At 45.4% G+C, this 18,236-nt stretch carries 16 protein-coding genes; 3 read left to right on the top strand and 13 right to left on the bottom strand.

From position 1 onward, the window contains the following. Positions 1–35: 35 nt before the first annotated feature. Entirely contained in the window at positions 36–1,400 is a 1,365-nt protein-coding gene (locus OH455_RS03335; protein ID WP_269980348.1) for a sodium-dependent transporter, read from the bottom strand. 332 nt (positions 1,401–1,732) lie between these two features. Between OH455_RS03335 and OH455_RS03340 the strand changes: the two genes are divergently transcribed. Further along, positions 1,733–4,276: an Ig-like domain-containing protein gene (locus OH455_RS03340; protein WP_269980349.1), complete on the top strand. Its 2,544-nt coding sequence runs from the start codon at positions 1,733–1,735 to the stop codon at positions 4,274–4,276. A gap of 39 nt (positions 4,277–4,315) precedes the next feature. Here OH455_RS03340 and OH455_RS03345 read toward each other — a convergent pair whose 3' ends face one another. After that, positions 4,316–5,059 (bottom strand): YggN family protein, encoded by a 744-nt coding sequence (locus OH455_RS03345; protein ID WP_269980350.1) that lies wholly within the window; start codon positions 5,057–5,059, stop codon positions 4,316–4,318. 56 nt (positions 5,060–5,115) lie between these two features. Continuing rightward, entirely contained in the window at positions 5,116–5,592 is a 477-nt protein-coding gene (locus OH455_RS03350) for a GreA/GreB family elongation factor (protein WP_045976110.1), read from the bottom strand. 77 nt (positions 5,593–5,669) lie between these two features. Here OH455_RS03350 and OH455_RS03355 point away from each other — a divergent pair, with 77 nt between their 5' ends. After that, the gene (locus tag OH455_RS03355) at positions 5,670–7,601 is read left to right on the top strand and encodes a RecQ family ATP-dependent DNA helicase (protein WP_269980351.1); all 1,932 of its coding nucleotides are present in this window, start codon (positions 5,670–5,672) and stop codon (positions 7,599–7,601) included. Between the two features lie 6 nt (positions 7,602–7,607). Here OH455_RS03355 and dinB read toward each other — a convergent pair whose 3' ends face one another. Next, a complete protein-coding gene (gene dinB / locus OH455_RS03360; protein ID WP_269980352.1) occupies positions 7,608–8,675 on the bottom strand; it encodes a DNA polymerase IV in 1,068 nt (355 codons plus the stop codon). Positions 8,676–8,831: 156 nt separating this feature from the next. Here dinB and OH455_RS03365 point away from each other — a divergent pair, with 156 nt between their 5' ends. Next, positions 8,832–10,049, top strand: coding sequence for a GGDEF domain-containing response regulator (locus tag OH455_RS03365; protein WP_269980353.1), 1,218 nt, complete (start codon positions 8,832–8,834; stop codon positions 10,047–10,049). Positions 10,050–10,085: 36 nt separating this feature from the next. Here the strand turns inward: OH455_RS03365 and nqrM are convergent, their stop codons facing one another. From nqrM to bolA, 9 genes are all read right to left on the bottom strand, one after another. Continuing rightward, a complete protein-coding gene (gene nqrM / locus OH455_RS03370; protein ID WP_006957941.1) occupies positions 10,086–10,340 on the bottom strand; it encodes a (Na+)-NQR maturation NqrM in 255 nt (84 codons plus the stop codon). 20 nt (positions 10,341–10,360) lie between these two features. Continuing rightward, on the bottom strand, positions 10,361–11,365 hold the full coding sequence (locus OH455_RS03375; protein ID WP_269980354.1) for an FAD:protein FMN transferase: 1,005 nt from the start codon (positions 11,363–11,365) through the stop codon (positions 10,361–10,363). Between the two features lie 143 nt (positions 11,366–11,508). Beyond that, positions 11,509–12,732: an NADH:ubiquinone reductase (Na(+)-transporting) subunit F gene (gene nqrF, locus OH455_RS03380; RefSeq protein ID WP_006957943.1), complete on the bottom strand. Its 1,224-nt coding sequence runs from the start codon at positions 12,730–12,732 to the stop codon at positions 11,509–11,511. Between the two features lie 33 nt (positions 12,733–12,765). Continuing rightward, entirely contained in the window at positions 12,766–13,362 is a 597-nt protein-coding gene (gene nqrE / locus OH455_RS03385) for an NADH:ubiquinone reductase (Na(+)-transporting) subunit E (protein ID WP_006957944.1), read from the bottom strand. Between the two features lie 7 nt (positions 13,363–13,369). Beyond that, complete coding sequence (gene nqrD / locus OH455_RS03390; protein ID WP_045976116.1) at positions 13,370–14,002, bottom strand: NADH:ubiquinone reductase (Na(+)-transporting) subunit D; 633 nt, start codon at positions 14,000–14,002, stop codon at positions 13,370–13,372. Beyond that, positions 14,002–14,787, bottom strand: coding sequence for a Na(+)-translocating NADH-quinone reductase subunit C (locus OH455_RS03395; RefSeq protein ID WP_269980355.1), 786 nt, complete (start codon positions 14,785–14,787; stop codon positions 14,002–14,004). Before OH455_RS03395 ends, nqrD begins: the two co-directional genes overlap by 1 nt. Further along, the gene (locus OH455_RS03400; RefSeq protein WP_045976118.1) at positions 14,777–16,021 is read right to left on the bottom strand and encodes an NADH:ubiquinone reductase (Na(+)-transporting) subunit B; all 1,245 of its coding nucleotides are present in this window, start codon (positions 16,019–16,021) and stop codon (positions 14,777–14,779) included. Before OH455_RS03400 ends, OH455_RS03395 begins: the two co-directional genes overlap by 11 nt. A gap of 5 nt (positions 16,022–16,026) precedes the next feature. Next, entirely contained in the window at positions 16,027–17,367 is a 1,341-nt protein-coding gene (locus OH455_RS03405) for a Na(+)-translocating NADH-quinone reductase subunit A (protein ID WP_269980356.1), read from the bottom strand. Between the two features lie 434 nt (positions 17,368–17,801). After that, positions 17,802–18,110 carry a transcriptional regulator BolA gene (gene bolA, locus OH455_RS03410; RefSeq protein WP_045976120.1) on the bottom strand — a complete coding sequence of 103 codons (309 nt, stop codon included), beginning with the start codon at positions 18,108–18,110 and terminating at the stop codon, positions 17,802–17,804. Positions 18,111–18,236 lie beyond the last annotated feature (126 nt).

Genomic DNA, 18,236 nt, shown 5'->3' on the forward strand with positions numbered 1-18,236 from the left:
AAGCGGTTTTCTTCAAGTATCGCTTATCAAGTTGATTAACCAAACGACGCCCAGATCACCGTGGCAACCAATACAGGGCAGACAAACTTGACGTAAGCTGGCCACAGCTTCCCAAACCAACCTTGCGTAAATTCAGGGTAACCTTGCTTAAGTTCTTTGATTTTCGAGTGACGATTCCACACCCAACCGCCGAACAAACAGAAAAGTAATGCCGCAGCAGGTTGAAGGTACTGCGTTGCAGCTGTTGCAACCAAGCCAAATAGAGCACCAAAATTAAATACTATTATGATGCTCACCAAAGCAATTAAACCACCGAGAATCCAGCTTGTGGTACTGCGTTTAGTGTTAAAACGTTCACCGACTAGCGCAACTGGACATTCCAGCATAGAGATGGAAGAAGTCAGTGCTGCAATTGTAAGGAGTAGGAAGAACACAATCGCAAATAGCTGGCCTAACAAACCAAGACTATCAAACATCAAAGGCAATACTTGGAAAACCAGAGTATCTGAACTGAGCAGAGAACCATCCTCAGCATAGATCTGTACACCTTTCTGCATCGCCACAAACATCGCGGGCATCACTACTAGACCCGCGATAAAAGCAACCGCAGTATCTACCAGAGTCACATTCATTGCCATTTTCGGCAAGTTCTCTTTCTTGCTAAGGTAAGAGCCATAAATCAACATGGAACAACCACCAATGGTCAGAGAAAAGAAGCCCTGCCCCATGGCTGCGAGAATCAATTTTCGGTCCATCACCTTGTCAAAATCTGGGACAAGATAATGCTTAAGTCCTTCCATCGCGCCAGATTGAGTCATGATATAAATGAACAATAAGCCAAATAGAATGAACAAAGCAGGCATCAAGCGCGTCGACCATTTTTCGATACCTTGTTTGACCCCACCCTGTACGATGAGAATTGTCAGCACGTAGAAAACAAGGGTGCCAAACAGGTTACGTTCAAAACTGAATCCCTTAAACCAAGCACTTGCGGCTTGAATGCCTACCACATCGGCCACAGCACCAAACAAAAAACAGATCAACCAACCGCCGACAATGCTGTAGAACGCCAACACAGCGCTTGGGACACTTAAACCTATCCATCCAACAAAGCCACCGACCTTTTTAGCGAGTGGATTAGAGCTGAGAGAGCGCATGCTATCAACAGGGTTGGCCTGACCATGACGACCGATCGCCATTTCAACCACCAACATGGGAAACGCCACCAGCAAAATCATCACTAGATATACCAATAGAAAGGCTCCACCACCATTACTGGCAGCTTGAGTTGGGAAGCCCCAAATATTGCCTAAACCAACCGCAGCGCCTGCTGCCGCTAGAATAAAGCCTAAACGAGAGCCAAAGTGCTCACGTGTTTGAAAATTGTCTGCTTGTGCCATACCGCTTAACTTGCACCAATAAACTAGTTGACTAGTACAATATTACAAAATTCATATTCACTCCAGCCATAAGGGTATTAAGTAACCTGTTTTAGACAAATAAATAGAAAATTAAGCTGTACATTAATTAATACAAAGCATTTTTAACCAATGAGTAAGGGAAGTTTGAAGCGTGAAGTGTGCCGAACAACCAATGCAATGAAAGAATCCAGACAATTTTCATCGTGATATCCAACGAATAAAATCCAAATAATCATTAAGTTAGCGGGAAAAGATCAGCATCTTCGCTATTGGTTATGAGTTGGTTTACTACATCCATTAAGGAGAGAAAAATGGGTTCGAATCTGCTCAGAGTTACCATCGTCGCAGCATTAGGGCTAAGCTACCAAGCACAAGCCTATGACTGCATTGGCTTGGAGGTTTGGGATAGCAATACGGTATACACATCTGGAGATCTAGTTCAGACATCCAATCATGCTTATCAAGCCAGTCATTGGACACAAGGTAATGACCCCGTCAGAAATTCTGGGGATTGGCAAACATGGCAAGACCTTGGACAATGCGACACTGGCAGTGGTAACACCGCTCCAGCAGTATCTATAGTTTCTCCTGTCAATAACGCTGAGATCCCCGAAGGCACAGCCACCACAATACAGGCTTCCGCCAGTGATAGCGATGGCAGCATCGCTCATGTGATCTTCCTGGTTGATGGTCAGAACATCGCGACGGTCTCGCAAGCACCTTATCAAGCAGATTGGACAGCGATCGCAGGTGCAACCACCATTTCCGTTATTGCCACTGACAATGAAAGCGCAACATCAGAAACGCAGATTGCAATCAGCGTCACCTTAGCTGGCGAACCGATCCCTCCTTCGGTCACTTTAACCAGTCCTTCAGGCAGCGAGCAATTAACGGAAGGCGACCTTCTCACATTGAGCGCGAATGCCTCCGACACCGATGGCAGCGTTGATAAGGTCGAATTCTTTGTTGATGGACAATTGATTGCCAGCGATACATCCGCACCCTATGAAGTCACGTGGACTTCAGTCAGTGGCACTCATAACATCAAAGCCAAAGCCACAGACAACGGTAACCAAACTACTTCAACACAAGAGGTATCAATGGTTGTGGCCAGCAAGGCAGCAGGTGGCTGTGCAGGGCTACCAACCTATACCGCAGGGTCCAACTACAGTGCGGGTCAGCTGGTACAGAACCATAATCAGAAATACCGTTGTGACATCGCTGGATGGTGTTCTTCAAATGCTGCTTGGGCCTATGAGCCAGGACAAGGAGATTATTGGGAGCAAGCCTGGACGGGCTTAGGTGCTTGCGCGGCTCCACCAGCGGTAACCATCACTCACCCTAGTGACAATCAAATATTGCTCGCTGGCAGCACGGTCAGTTTCTCTGCTGATGCATCAGACTCGGATGGGACAATAAACCAAGTCGAATTCTTCGCAGGCAATAACAGCCTAGGTGTAGTGACACAGCCACCTTACTCAGTGAGTTGGACAGCGACTCAAATTGGCCTTAATAGCCTCAAAGCAGTCGCGACAGACAATGAAAACAACACGGGCGAAGCGATGGTTTCGGTGACAGTCAGTGATCAAGACTTAGTGGTAGCATTGACATCACCAGCACCGGGCCAAACCGTCGGGTTAGGTAAATCGGTCCAGTTTGCCGCCGATGCAACATCGCTGTCTGCCAGCGTGAAGCAGGTCGATTTCTTAGTCAACGGAGCCACTGTCGGTACCGATACTACTGCACCATACAGTTTTAACTGGACCGCAGGTGCAGTAGGTCGTTATACCGTAGCAGCCAAAGCCATAGATTCAACCAACAGCGAAGTGACGTCCGATGCTGCGACAATATCTGTCGAAGAACAGACAGAAAAAACACATAAGTTGATCGGATATTGGCATAACTTCGTCAACGGTGCAGGGTGCCCAATGCGATTGGCAGATATGTCACAAGCTTGGGATGTTATCGACATTGCATTTGCCGAAAATGATCGCACCAGCGATGGTACTGTCCACTTTAACCTTTACTCTGGTGATATCCATAGCAGTTGTGCTGCACTTGACCCAGCTCAGTTCAAACAAGACATGGCGGCACTACAAGCTAAAGGTAAGAAGTTTGTCCTTTCTCTTGGTGGTGCAGAAGGCACGATAACGCTCAATACTGATCAGGATGAAGCCAACTTTGTCGCCAGCTTGACTGACATCATCAAGGAGTGGGGGTTCGACGGTCTTGATGTCGACTTAGAGAGTGGTTCTAATCTGGTTCATGGCTCGCAAATTCAAGCGCGTTTAGGTCGAGCACTACTACAAATCGAGCAAAACATGGGCGGAGATATGTACCTGACAATGGCGCCAGAGCATCCTTATGTTCAAGGCGGGTTCGTCGCTTACAGCGGTATTTGGGGCGCCTACATTCCTATTATTAACGATACACGCAGTACACTAGATCTTCTCCACGTACAGCTTTATAACAATGGTGGCCTGCCGAATCCTTACACGCAAGGTAGCGCTGCTGAAGGTTCTATCGATATGATGGTTGCCCAATCTAAGATGCTGATTGAAGGTTTTGAGCTGGCAGATGGAACTCAGTTTGCGCCGCTTCGAGATGAACAAGTCGCTATCGGCTTGCCATCAGGCCCTAGCTCAGCGAACTCAGGGCAAGCACCGACTCAGAATATTCTTGACGCATTGGATTGTCTAACTAAAGGCACACGCTGTGGCTCAGTCACTCCTGCCTTTAACTATCCTAACTATGCGGGTGTAATGACCTGGTCAATTAACTGGGATGAGCACGATGGGTTCATCTTCTCAGGTCCTGTTGGCGACAAACTGACCCAGATGAATAACCGCCAATAAAAAAGAGAGCGCCGTTTGGCGCTCTTCTCTTATCGGGAGTTAAATAGTGAAAATCTGATAATCTTTTAGCTGTGGAATTTTTTTATGCAATTCCTGCTCTTGCTCTACCATGTTGTCAAGTGAGTCACAAAATTCCTGACTCTGTTTCTCCACGTCAACGGAGTGCTCTTCAAGTCTTTTTGCAATTCGCTCTTTTAGCTCACTCATAGTGTTTGTCATTTCTGTCAGGTTCAGACCGCCTTCCGCTTTCATTTTTTCCGACATCGCATTGAATGCGCTGGTGATGAACTCTTCATTGAACAGCTTCTTCGCACTTTCAAAATCTTCCGCCCACGTTTCACGCAGTGAGCCAAAGCTGTCGGCTGGTAAAACCAAATCGCCATTCTGATAATAACGGGCTTCAATATCAGCGTAGAACTTCTGCATGGAGGCTTTCACACTATCAAAAGCTTCCGGTGCATCGAAGCTTTGGCCAACATCATCGATGATATCATTCGCCAAAGCCAAACCATTTTGAGCAATCTGCTTTGCTCGTGGCAAGTAATCATTTAAATTGCTGCGATAGTCAGCAACTGCTTGCTGCTGAGACGCATCTAAAGGGATGACTTCACCATGAATCGTCAAAGTGTTATCGGCATTCACGATCGCACTGTCACCACTGACTTGATGGATCTCTAACGTCTCACCATTGAGGCGGATACCATTTTTCAAATCGACCTGACACTGAGCTGCGTACGCTTGACTCACCACAAGCAACGGGATGGTCATTAGAATTCGTTTCATTTTAATCTCACCATATTGACTCTTCGCTACCCTAACAAAAACCCAAAGCACTTGTGTCAAATTATTGTATCGACCTCATAGTTAAAGGTAGTTGTCGCGACCTGATACTCTATTTCATCCCCCATGACCTTACCCTTCATCGCAAAGCCGAGAGGTGAATCGAACGTGACCAACATGACTTCCTGTTGCTTGTGCTGAACTTTCAAACCACCCGCACAAGGGGCAACAAAAAACCATCGACATTTATCTTCCAGATCAATCAAACAAACCAGACTACCAAGAGTGATTCGCTCTGATTGTTGTGGTAGTTTAAGTTGACCCATGACACTCAGATTTCGCTCGCCGTCCTGTACACGCATTGCCTGTCCATGGGCAAGGTAGGATGCCTCAAGCGCCAAGGTATCATACTTGTGTTCTGGAACAGTTTCTTCATCAGTAGCAGACTCGATTGCGCGTTGAGTCGCACGGTGAGCAACCTCAAGGGATTGTTGCATGGAAGATAGAATAGTTTGCAATAGCTCCAATTTGTTCATACTAAAATCATGTTCCTCCCCTCTTAATACCTCTAGAATACTATGTCAGGCACTTTCGTCATACTGGTAATAGGCAAATGCAAACATCCGGCAACCAAGATCAAATTCACGCTACATTGCGCACCGCTTTTGGCTTTGAACAACTTAGAGACGGGCAATATCAAGTAATAGATAAGGTTTTGGACGGCAAGTCCTGCGCAGCGATTTTCCCAACGGGTTCAGGAAAGTCTCTTTGTTATCAGTTATCTGCTATGTGTTTACCACATCTGACCTTAGTCATTTCTCCTCTACTAGCCTTAATGAAAGATCAGCTCGAGTTCTTGCATAGCAAAGGGATCGCAGCAGCGTCTCTCAACTCCAGCCAAAGCAAGGAAGAAGCCCAACAGATCATGGCGCAAGTGCGTAATGGCGATGTCAAGATCCTAATGGTTTCTGTCGAACGATTGAAAAACGAGCGTTTTCGTCACTTTTTATCTCAGCTTAGTGTCTCGCAATTGGTTGTCGATGAAGCACACTGTATCTCAGAATGGGGACACAATTTTCGCCCTGACTACCTAAAGCTTCCTCAGTTTCAAAAAGAACTCGCTATTCCTCAAGTTCTCCTTTTAACCGCGACGGCAACGCAAGCGGTACTAGATGACATGAGTAAGAAATTCAACATAGCGCCGCATGACATTACGGTCACTGGTTTTTATCGACCGAATCTAGACATTTCAGTCTTGCCCTGTTCGCAAGCACAAAAAAAGGACGCCTTGTTGTCCGTCATCAACCAAGATCCAAAGTTACCGACCATTGTGTACGTGACCCAGCAGAACAGTGCCGAATTTATAGCCAAGCTACTCGCTGAACAAGGTGTCAAAGCAGAGGCCTATCACGCGGGGCTAGATAGTGAAACCAGAGAACGAATTCAACAGGATTTTATGTCTGGTCAAACAGATTGCATTGCCGCTACCATTGCTTTTGGGATGGGAGTAGATAAATCAGATATCCGCCGCGTGATTCACTTTGATTTACCTAAATCAATTGAAAACTATGCGCAAGAAATTGGCCGTGCAGGTCGAGACGGACAAACTTCACAATGTATTTTGCTCGCCAACGAGGACGGGGTGTGTACATTGGAAAATTTTGTCTACGGAGATACGCCTGAATACGATGAAATCCATAATGTCATTCAGCAGGCTGTTACGTCAGAGCGAAACTGGGAAGTAGTTATCTCTCGTCTTTCTTCAAACAGCAATATTCGCCAACTACCCCTAAAAACATTACTCGTATACATGGAAATGGCTAAGGTCATCACAGCCCAATACAGTTACTTCGCTGACTATCGTTTCAAATTCATCAGGCCCAAGCAAGGTATTATTGACCACTTTGATGGTGAGAGACGCCAATTTAGCGAAGCACTGTTTCACTGTTCACCACAAGCTAGGCTGTGGTGTCAGGTTGATTTTGATGCTCTGTGGCAAAGCTATAAAGGCGAACGCTCGCGTGCCGTCGCCGCACTGGATTATTTCCATCAAAATGGATGGATTGAGCTGGAAAGTAAGTTAATGACCGAAGTGTATCGGATAAGCCCACCTCAACAGTCTATCGAGGCTCTCAGTAAGCAGCTTTGGCAACTGTTTAGAAGTAAAGAACTCAGTGACGTCAAACGTATTCACAATCTTTTAGCACTGTTTAAATCCAAACACTGTTTGAGTAAGGCACTGGCAAACTATTTTTCAGACAGCCAAGCTCCAGAGGCGTGTGGTCATTGCAGCGTATGTCGTGGAGAACAGCATGCTTGGCCTAATACGACACACCCACCACTAGAACGCCAACAGGTTGCTGATTGGCTGGCTCCTCTACAAGGAAAATCCGCCTCACCACTATCCAACAACCTCAAAACGAAGTTCCTGTGCGGCATTGCGACCCCTTGGTTTACAAAAGTCAAAGCACGCAGCCTAACAGGGTTTGGCAAACTCAGTGAGCATCCATATCAGCAAGTACTGAGCGAAGTTGAGTCGATTTAGCTAGTGTCAGAAAAAGCTCAGCTGTTTGGTTTGCTCTTCAGGCTTAAGCATCACGTTTAGGCCTAATAGTCGAATCTCACGCCCTTGTTGGCGTTTAAGAATGTCACGCAATAAATCTTTGAAGTAATCCAGCTCGAGTTCAGGGTGTATGTGTTCAATCGTCGTGAGCTGGAAATCGGCAAACTTGAGTTTGATGCCCTGCTTGATAATGGCTTTCTCAGGAGAGGCTTTGATCAATCTTGTTTCCAGCTCAGGAAAGAGCTTATGTTCAATAACCTGCCAACACTCGTCATAAGTACTGATATTTTCACTGAACGTCCGCTCGACACCTACGGATTTCCGTTCACGCTCAACGACTACCTCTCGCCGGTCAATACCATGACTCTTTTTCCACAGAGAGGCGCCTAATCGGCCAAAGCGTAATAACAGCTCACGATAATCACTGTTTTTCACATCCTCACAGAGATAAAAACCGGCCTGATGCAATTTTTCTAAACTCACCTTTCCCACTCCAGGGATTTTTTCTAACGGTAGCTTATCGACAACTTGCTGCACTTTGTCAGGCGGTATCACATATTGCCCATTGGGCTTATTCATGTCCGATGCAACTTTTGCCAAAAACTTTACTGGAGCAACACCAGCCGATGCGGTCAGTTGCAGTTCACTAAAAATATCCCGTCGGATGGCTTCTGCAATCAATGTCGCTGAGCCATAACACTGTTGACACTCTGTCACGTCCAAAAATGCTTCATCCAAGGATAGAGGCTCAATGAGTGTCGTGTAACGGGAGAAAATCTCACGAATATGCTGAGAGGCTTGTTTGTACACCTGCATACGGCCAGGGACGACCAATAGTTGAGGGCATAATTTCAACGCTTGGCCTGTGGGCATCGCGCTTCGAATACCAAACCTTCTCGCTTCATAGTTACATGTGCTTAGAACACCTCGTTGCTTCTCATGCCCGCCAACGGCTAGTGGCCGTCCGCGATAGCTCGGATTATCACGCATCTCAACCGCCGCATAAAAGCAGTCCATATCAACATGAATGATCTTTCTTACTTTTTCGTCGGACATCATTACACATTAAAACTGTACATAAAAACAGTATAACTTTTCTCTCCCTACTCGCCAACTGTGGCAAGAAGAGCAACACTTTTTTCCGACTTTCTAATAGAAGTATCAAAATATGCAGTTATTATTAATTTATAGGATGCGATAAGGAGGACTCAGGTGAACCATAAAGTGTTGGTGGTCGAAGACAGCCGTGCTTATCGCAGATATTTGACACAACAATTGAGCTCTATTGGCTGTGATGTCATAGGTTGTGAATCGTACGCAGAAACTCAGAAAGCACTCTCTGAGCATCGTGACTTCCATTTTGCCGTGCTGGATTACTGCTTGCCTGATGCTCAAGACGGTGAAGTCATTGATCTTGTTTTGGATAATAAACAAAAGGTTATCGTACTCACCGCCACTTTTAGCGATAAGATTCGTGAGCGCTTTATCGCCAAGGGTGTTATGGATTACCTTCTCAAAGACAGCATGGCATCAGTTTCCTATCTTCTGCCACTAGCCAATCGTCTAATGAACAATGTCAGACATCACGCACTCGTAGTGGACGACTCCCCAACAGTGCGTAAACACGTTGCTCAACTACTCGAACATCAATATATTCGTACAACGCAAGCGCAAAACGGTTCTGAAGCACTGCACAAACTCGCAGAAACCCCGGATATTACATTTGTCATTACTGATCATGACATGCCGAGCAAAGACGGAATTGTTATGACACGGGAGATAAGGCAAATGTACGACAAAAACAGCATTGCGATTCTTGGTTTGTCAGGCAGCGGGGATCGAACTTTGACCGCAAGATTCCTGAAAGCTGGAGCCAATGATTTCCTACATAAACCTTTTAACCAGGAAGAGTTTTTCTGCCGAGTCAATCAGTTACTCGACATGAAAGAAGCGACTGATGAGCTTTATAAACTCGCTAACCAAGACACTTTAACTGGACTGTGGAATCGACGTTTTTTGTTCAATCAATCATGTACTGAAGGCAGTGCTCGATACATCGCGATGCTTGATATCGACCATTTTAAGTCCGTGAATGATACCTTCGGTCATGACGGTGGGGATACCGCACTAAAGACCATTGCCAACATCCTCAATATTTATTTTCCAGAAGATGTAGTCGTGCGCTTCGGAGGAGAGGAGTTTTGCGTGCAGTCTTACTCAACACTGGATGAATTTATCACTCGCCTAGAGAAAATGCGCCAGAGAATAGAGAATTCGATCATTAAACATAACGGACAAGAGATAACATTGACGATCAGTATTGGTGTATGTAGCGTCGAAGGGAGTTTGGAGCAGCAGATTAAATTAGCTGACGATTGTCTCTATGTCGCCAAAGAACACGGCCGCAATCAAATTATCGCGACAGAATAAACAAAGCCCGGATTGAACTCCAGGCTTTGTGTTCGATTAAGCAATACGGTCTTTTTCCCACGCTGCCAGTTTTTCTTCACGAGCAGCAAGCTTTTCTGCTCTTAAAGCTTCGCGAGCTTCTCGCTTTTTACGAGCATCACACGGTTCAGGGCAATTACACACCTTGTCAACGCCCACAGCACCAAGACCACCACAACTGCCTTTTACCACTTTCTTTTGGAAAATGTAGCCGACAGACATGGCTGCGATAACGGCAATAAAAATGCCGAAAGTAATCAGAAATGTACTCATAATGACATGCTCACTCGGTATTATTTATTCATAAATGGCTTATACGCTTCCGACGCCATTTCTTTAAATCCATCTTTGGTTTTAACGATCATAAACACAGGGATATTATTCTCATTGGCTATCTTCATTCCCTGCTTTTCGCCAAGCACCATCAATCCAGTAGCCAGACCATCAGCAGTCATCGACGATTTATCCAGCACAGTCACTGACACCACTTTATGGCGGATTGGTTTTCCTGTCTGAGGGTTGATGATGTGCGAGTAACGTACACCATCACGCTCAAAATAGATACGATAATCACCCGAAGTGGCAACTGCCATATCACCCGGCTCGATAATCTCCTGCACAGCACGTTCATCAGCAGATGGTTTTTCAATTGCGATACGCCATTTAACGCCCTCACGATTGATGCCTTTAAGGCGCATCTCACCACCGACTTCTACCATGTAATTTTGGATGCCTTGTGATTGAATATAGTCCGCAACCACGTCCACCCCCCAACCTTTTGCAATGGTTGAAAGATCAACATATAAGTTTGGGATATCCTTAGCCAGCAGATTACCTTCCACAGTCAAATGTTGAATACCTGTGTGGTTTTTACGTGCTGCCAGCTCTTCGTCCGTAGGCACAACTTCAGGACGCGCTTCAGGCCCAAAGCCCCATAAATTGACCAATGGGCCAACAGTCACATCAAGTGCTCCTAGAGTAAGACCGTTTAAACGAATCGCTTCTTTCACAACCGTGGCAGTCTGTGGTGACACTTCGAATGGCGTTGATGTCTGGCTTTGGTTGAAGCGGCTCAATTCGGAATCTTTGCGGTAAGTCGACATCTGGTCATTCACTTCTTCCAGCAAGCGGTCAACTTCTTTTTGTAGGACTTCAGGTGATGGGATACCCTCAGACTCTATGTACTTTATGTTGTAAGTAGTGCCCATTGTCGGACCACTTAAATGAATCTGTTCTGCGGGCTTTTCACAGCCAGCAAGAACCAATAGAGAAGCAAATGCAACAAGCCATTTTTTCACTTGTTAGACTCCTTATAAGAGAAACAGAAATAGCACATGACTCTGTTTCAGAGCACATCGACTATGGCCATTTAAAAATTAGTAGCAGGAAAAAACAAAGGCTGACCCTTACGAGTCAGCCATATATTTCAATTACTTAGTGGTTAGCCACCAAAGTCATCGAGTAGGATATTTTCATCCTCAACACCAAGATCTTTTAGCATGCCGATAACAGCTGCGTTCATCATTGGTGGACCACACATGTAGTACTCACAATCTTCAGGCGCTTCGTGGTCCTTCAGGTAGTTTTCGTACAGTACGTTGTGGATGAAGCCAGTGTAGCCATCCCAGTTATCTTCAGGCATTGGATCAGATAGAGCACAGTGCCATACGAAGTTGTCGTTTTCTGCTTGTAGGCCGTCGAAATCTTCTACGTAGAACATTTCGCGCTTAGAACGAGCACCGTACCAGAATGACATCTTACGTGAAGACTTCAGACGTTTAAGCTGGTCAAAGATATGTGAACGCATCGGCGCCATACCTGCACCACCACCAACGAATACCATTTCGTTGTCAGTGTCTTTCGCGAAGAATTCACCAAATGGACCAGAAATCGTACACTTATCGCCTTCTTTCAGAGACCAGATGTACGAAGACATGATGCCTGGTGGTACGTCTGGGTTGTTTGGCGGCGGTGTAGCAATTCGGACGTTCAGCATGATGATGCCTTCTTCTTCCGGATAGTTCGCCATTGAGTAAGCTCGGATAGTCTCTTCGTTTACCTTAGACTCGTAACGGAACAGGTTGAACTTGTCCCAGTCTTCACGGTATTCCTCAGGGATATCGTAATCAGCATATTTCACGTGGTGAACTGGCGCTTCAATCTGGATGTAACCACCCGCACGGAAAGGTACTGATTCACCATCAGGGATTTGTAGCTTAAGTTCTTTGATGAATGTTGCTTTGTTATCGTTAGAAATAACGGAACATTCCCACTTCTTAACACCGAAGATTTCTTCAGGGAGTTCGATATCCATGTCAGTTTTCATTGCAACTTGACACGCTAGACGCTCACCTTCACGTGCTTCACCTTTAGTAATATGGTCAAGCTCGGTAGGTAGGATATCGCCACCACCTGATTTAACTTTTACGCGACACTGACCACATGAGCCACCGCCACCACAAGCAGAAGATACGAATACACCAGCACCAGCTAGAGCACCCAGAAGCTTACTGCCTGGCTGTGTAACGATCGCCAATGAAGGGTCATCGTTTACAGAAATTGTAATGTCACCTGTTGGTACAAGCTTAGACTTAGCGAAAAGAATCACTAGTACTAAAGCAAGTACGATCAGAGTAAACATCACTACACCAAGAATAATGTCCATTGACTATTCCTTAATTGTTGCGGTTTACCCGACTTACAGTTGAACACCAGAGAAAGACATAAAGCCTAACGCCATAAGACCTACACTGATAAAAGTGATACCAAGACCACGAAGACCAGGGGGCACGTCAGAGTACTTCATCTTCTCACGGATACCTGCAAGAGCAACGATAGCTAGCATCCAACCCACACCTGAACCGAAGCCATAAACAACTGATTCAGCAAAGTTGTAGTCACGTTGTACCATGAAAGATACACCACCGAAGATCGCACAGTTTACTGTGATCAGCGGTAGGAAGATGCCTAGCGCGTTGTACAAAGGTGGGAAGAAACGGTCAAGAACCATCTCTAGAATCTGTACAAGTGCTGCAATTACACCGATAAAGGTGATGAAGTTTAGGAAGCTAAGATCCACACCTTCCACTAAAGCGTTTTCTTTCAGTACAAGGTTGTAAACTAGGTTGTTAACAGGAACTGCGATAGTCAGTACCACAACAACAGCCACACCAAGGCCAAAAGAAGTCTTAACTTTCTTAGATACTGCAAGGAATGTACACATACCTAAGAAGAAAGACAGAGCCATATTTTCGATGAAAATCGATTTAACTAATAGACTAATGTAATGTTCCATGACGCCCTTACTCCTTCGCTTCTACTTGTTCTGGTTTCAGAATACGGATAACCCAGATCATGAAGCCGATGAGGAAGAATGCTGATGGGGCTAGAAGCATCAGACCGTTTGGCTGATACCAACCACCATTGCTCACTAGAGGTAGCACTTCCATGCCAAATAGTTTGCCTGAGCCAAATAGCTCGCGGAAGAAACCAACAGTGATAAGAACGAAACCGTAGCCAAGACCGTTACCAATACCATCGATGAGAGATGGCACAGGTGCAGACTTCATAGCGAATGCTTCAGCACGACCCATAACGATACAGTTCGTGATGATCAGACCTACGAATACCGATAACTGTTTAGAGATATCGTATAGGTAAGCTTTCAGCACTTGGTCTACCACGATAACAAGTGACGCGATGATCGCCATTTGAACGATAATACGCACACTGTTAGGGATGTGGTTACGGATTAGAGATACAGAGAAGTTTGACAACGCAGTTACAAACGTTACCGCTAGTGTCATTACAAACGCTGTCTCTAGTTTAGTTGTTACTGCAAGAGCAGAACATACACCAAGAACCTGTAGCGCGATTGGGTTGTTATCCAACACCGGCGCCATAATGCTCTTTTTAATGTTTTGTGCGCTAGACATTAGTTCAGACCTCCGTCACGAACTTTTGCTAGGAACGGACCAAAGCCCATATCGCCTAACCAGAAGTCGAATGTACCTTGAACACCATTACCAGTTAGTGTTGCACCTGAAAGGCCGTCGATACCATGCTCTGAACCTTCTGGAGCGCCACCTTTAACAATCTTGATTGCTGGCTTGTGGTTGTCGTCAAAAAGTTTCTTACCGACCCACTGAGCACGCCATGTTGGGTTTTCAACTTCACCACCGAGTCCAGGGGTTTCACCCTGTTCGTAGTAAGTGATACCAGACACCGTATTACCGTCAGTTTCAACAGCAACAAATGCGTACATCATAGACCATAGACCAGTACCATGAACTGGCAGAATAACTTTAGACACGTCATTGCCGTCTTTCACTAGGTACACAACACCCGTGTTAGCACGGCGGATGATTTTCGCCTTGTCTTCTCCACCAGTAAGTTTAATTGACTCTGAAGGATCTTTTGCAGCTTTACGCTGATCATAATTCTCAGCGGTAGAACCATCGGCTGCTTCTGCAACAAAGTTTCCAGTGTTGAAGTCAACCAAACGAGGTTCGATGTACTCAGCGAATAGCTCAGGTACTTTTTTACCCGCTGTATCAATACCAGCAACTTCGATAATCTTAGTTTGCTTATCTAGTACAGCGTTAGATTTTTGCTGATCGCGCAGACCAACAGCGGCTGTTGATACGATGATTGAACAAACAAGGCTCAACCCGATAACAACACCCAGCGTCTTTTTAATGCTGTCGTTATTACTTGCCATAGCGTGCTTGTCTCCGCTTGATGTTCTTTTCGATAACTACATGGTCGAACAGAGGTGCAAACAGGTTCGCGAATAGAATCGCCAGCATCATACCCTCTGGGTAAGCTGGGTTAACAACACGAATGAGAATACACATCACGCCGATTAGGGCGCCATACCACCATTTACCACCATTGGTAAATGAAGCGGATACTGGGTCAGTCGCCATAAAGAACATACCGAATGCAAAACCACCTAGAACTAGGTGCCAATGCCATGGCATGTTGAACATAGGGTTGGTATCAGAACCGATAACATTGAACAGCGTTGCAGTTGCAATCATACCGATCATTACGCCCGCGATGATTCTCCACGAAGCGATTCGCATGTAAACGATCATTGCTGCACCGATCATTAGCGCCAGCGTTGATACTTCACCAATTGAACCTGGGATGTTACCGATAAACGCGTCCATCCAAGAGATAGGAGCACCGGTTACTGTGTTTACAAGAGCACCGTTCCCACCTTGAGCCCATTGACTAAGCGCAGTGGCGCCCGAGAAACCGTCAGCAGCAGTCCAGACTACGTCACCCGAGATTTGCGCTGGGTAAGCGAAGAATAGGAAAGCACGGCCAGCCAGTGCAGGGTTTAGGAAGTTACGACCTGTACCACCAAAGATCTCTTTTGCTACCACAACACCGAATGTGATACCCAGAGCCGCTTGCCATAGAGGCAACGTTGGCGGAACAATTAGCGCAAACAAGATAGAAGTAACAAAGAAGCCTTCATTAACTTCGTGCTTACGCACCATACAGAACAACACTTCCCAGAAACCACCAACAATAAACACTGTGGCGTAAATCGGTAGGAAGTAAGTCGCACCCAGTAGCATCTTAGACCCAACCCCTGCATCAGCAGCAATAGTGCCGCCAAGCATTTCGGTTAGCCAGTAATGCCAGTTACCTGCGATAACGGCTGCTAGCTGCTCGCCGGCGTACATGTGGTTAAGTGCTGCAATTGCTTGGCCACCTGCGTTGTACATACCCCAGAACATTGCTGGGAATACCGCAAACCAAACCATGATCATGATACGTTTTAAGTCAACGCTATCACGAACGTGCGAGCTTTTCTTTGTGATAAGACCTGGCGTGTAGAAAACTGTTGCTACAGCTTCGTACAGGGCAAACCATTTTTCATGTTTACCGCCAGGCTCAAAATGATGCTCGATGTCTTCAAGAAACTTTTTAAGAGCCATGAAAATTACCCTTCCTTCTCGATCTTATCTAGGCATTCACGAAGTAACGCACCGTACTCGTATTTGCCAGGACATACAAAGGTACACAATGCTAGGTCTTCTTCATCCAATTCTAGCGCACCAAGTGCCTGAGCACTGTCAACGTCGCCTGCACATAGATCACGAAGTAGCAAAGTTGGTTCCATATCCAATGGCAATACACGTTCATAGTTACCAATTGGCACCATTGAACGATCACTACCATTCGTGGTTGTTGTCATATTGAACAACTGACCTTTGAAGATATGACCAAGGAATGCACGGGTTACTGAGAACTTATTCTTACCAGGCATAGCCCAGCCAAACAGTTCTTTGTCACGACCTTCACGTAATACAGAAACCTGTACATGGTAACGACCTAAGTAAGCGTGAGCACCAGTTGCATGAGTACCTGTCAGTACTGAACCAGAAATCACACGAACTTCACCAGGCATTAACTCGCTATCAGTCAAATCCTCTAGGTTTGCACCTTGAGTTGTACGAACTAAGCGAGGATTGTTTACTACTGGACCAGCCAGAGATACAACACGATCCGTGTAAAGTTCACCAGTTAGGAACAACTTACCGAACGCAATAACGTCTTGGTAGTTGATGCTCCAAGCCACGCTTTCTGCATTTACTGGGTATAGGAAATGCATGTGGGTGCCAGCTAGACCAGCTGGGTGAGGGCCATCAAAAACATGCTCTTCAACATTTGACTGAGAAGAACGAGGTAGACTGGTGCCAGATTTACAAACGTAAACCTTACCGTCTGTCAGAGTTGAAAGCACATCCAAACCAGCAACAAACGCATCTTGCTGTTCATTGATAACCAACTCAGGCTGAGCTGCTAACGGATTAGTATCCATAGCAGTTACAAAAATAGCCTGTGTAGAAGATTCGATTGCTGGAACCTTGCTAAACGGACGAGTACGTAAAGCCGTCCAAAGACCTGAATCAACAAGCTGAGTTTTAACCGCGGTGCGGTCAAGACTTGCTAGTTGGCTGGCTTCAAACTTATCGAACGTTACCTGCTCCTCACCTGCCACTTCAATCACTACAGATTGAAGGACACGTTTGGCGCCACGGTTAATCTCGATCACTTTACCGCTTGCTGGTGAAGTAAATTTCACACCAGGGTTCTTTTTGTCTTCAAAAAGAACTTGGGCTTTTTTTACTTCATCGCCTACGCGAACATGCATAGTAGGACGCATGCCAACGTACTCTTCGCCAAGCAAGGCGACTTTCTTGATGGTTTTACCATCATTAATCACCTGGGTAGGAGTTCCTGCGATAGGAAGGTCCAAACCCTTCTTTATTGTAATCATACGCACTTGCACTACTTTTATCGGGAAAAAGATTCTTTGATTGCGTAACTTTTAGACACGACACTAGTGTCCGGTTTTGGCGCAATTTAAAACACCAAAATCGCAACATCCTATTAAAAACCTCGCTACAAATTTAGTCGAGATTTATCAGGTGCGATAGTCTATCATCTTTTTAGAAGTCTATGCCATGACCAATAAGGGTAATCAGATAGATATTTCAAAGGAATTGAGTTTAAAAGGTTAAGTATTGGTCATAAGTTTGAACCATCGCACAAACACCAATAACCACATTATCAACAATGCCTTTAACCATTCACATTGTGAAACATTTCTGATTAAAACTAATTCAGCTGTTTATTTGTTTCTACATTGTTAACGTAGACTGACATAGCAGAAAACAAAAGAGGCAGCATAAGCTACCTCTTCAGATTGTATTATTTGGACCCACCCATACACATTGGACTATCTGGGGCCAGTTGGTTTTGCTCTTTCCACTCCATAGGCGTGTACGTGTGCATCGACAAGGCATGAATATGATTAGCGAGTTCATCGGCTAGCACCTGATTCACTTGGCGATGACGCCCAATCAGACGTTGACCTTCAAATTTCTCACTGACCACTACCACTTTAAAATGACTTTCCGAACCCGCCGGAACATTGTGCATATAACTTTCGTTTAGCACGTGAAGAAACTCAGGCTCGAAATGCTCTTGCAGTTTAGTTTCAATCACTTCTTGTAGCATTGTGTGTCACCATCTAAATATGAACAGTATCAAAGAGCAAATAATAGTCTTCTTATACGCAAAGCAAAAGGTTTTAGTTTCCACACGCACGACCTTCTGCGACAATTTACGCAATCAATTTGCCTA

The sequence above is a fragment of the Vibrio sp. T11.5 genome, assembly GCF_027587155.1.
Taxonomy (GTDB): Bacteria; Pseudomonadota; Gammaproteobacteria; order Enterobacterales; family Vibrionaceae; genus Vibrio; species Vibrio neptunius.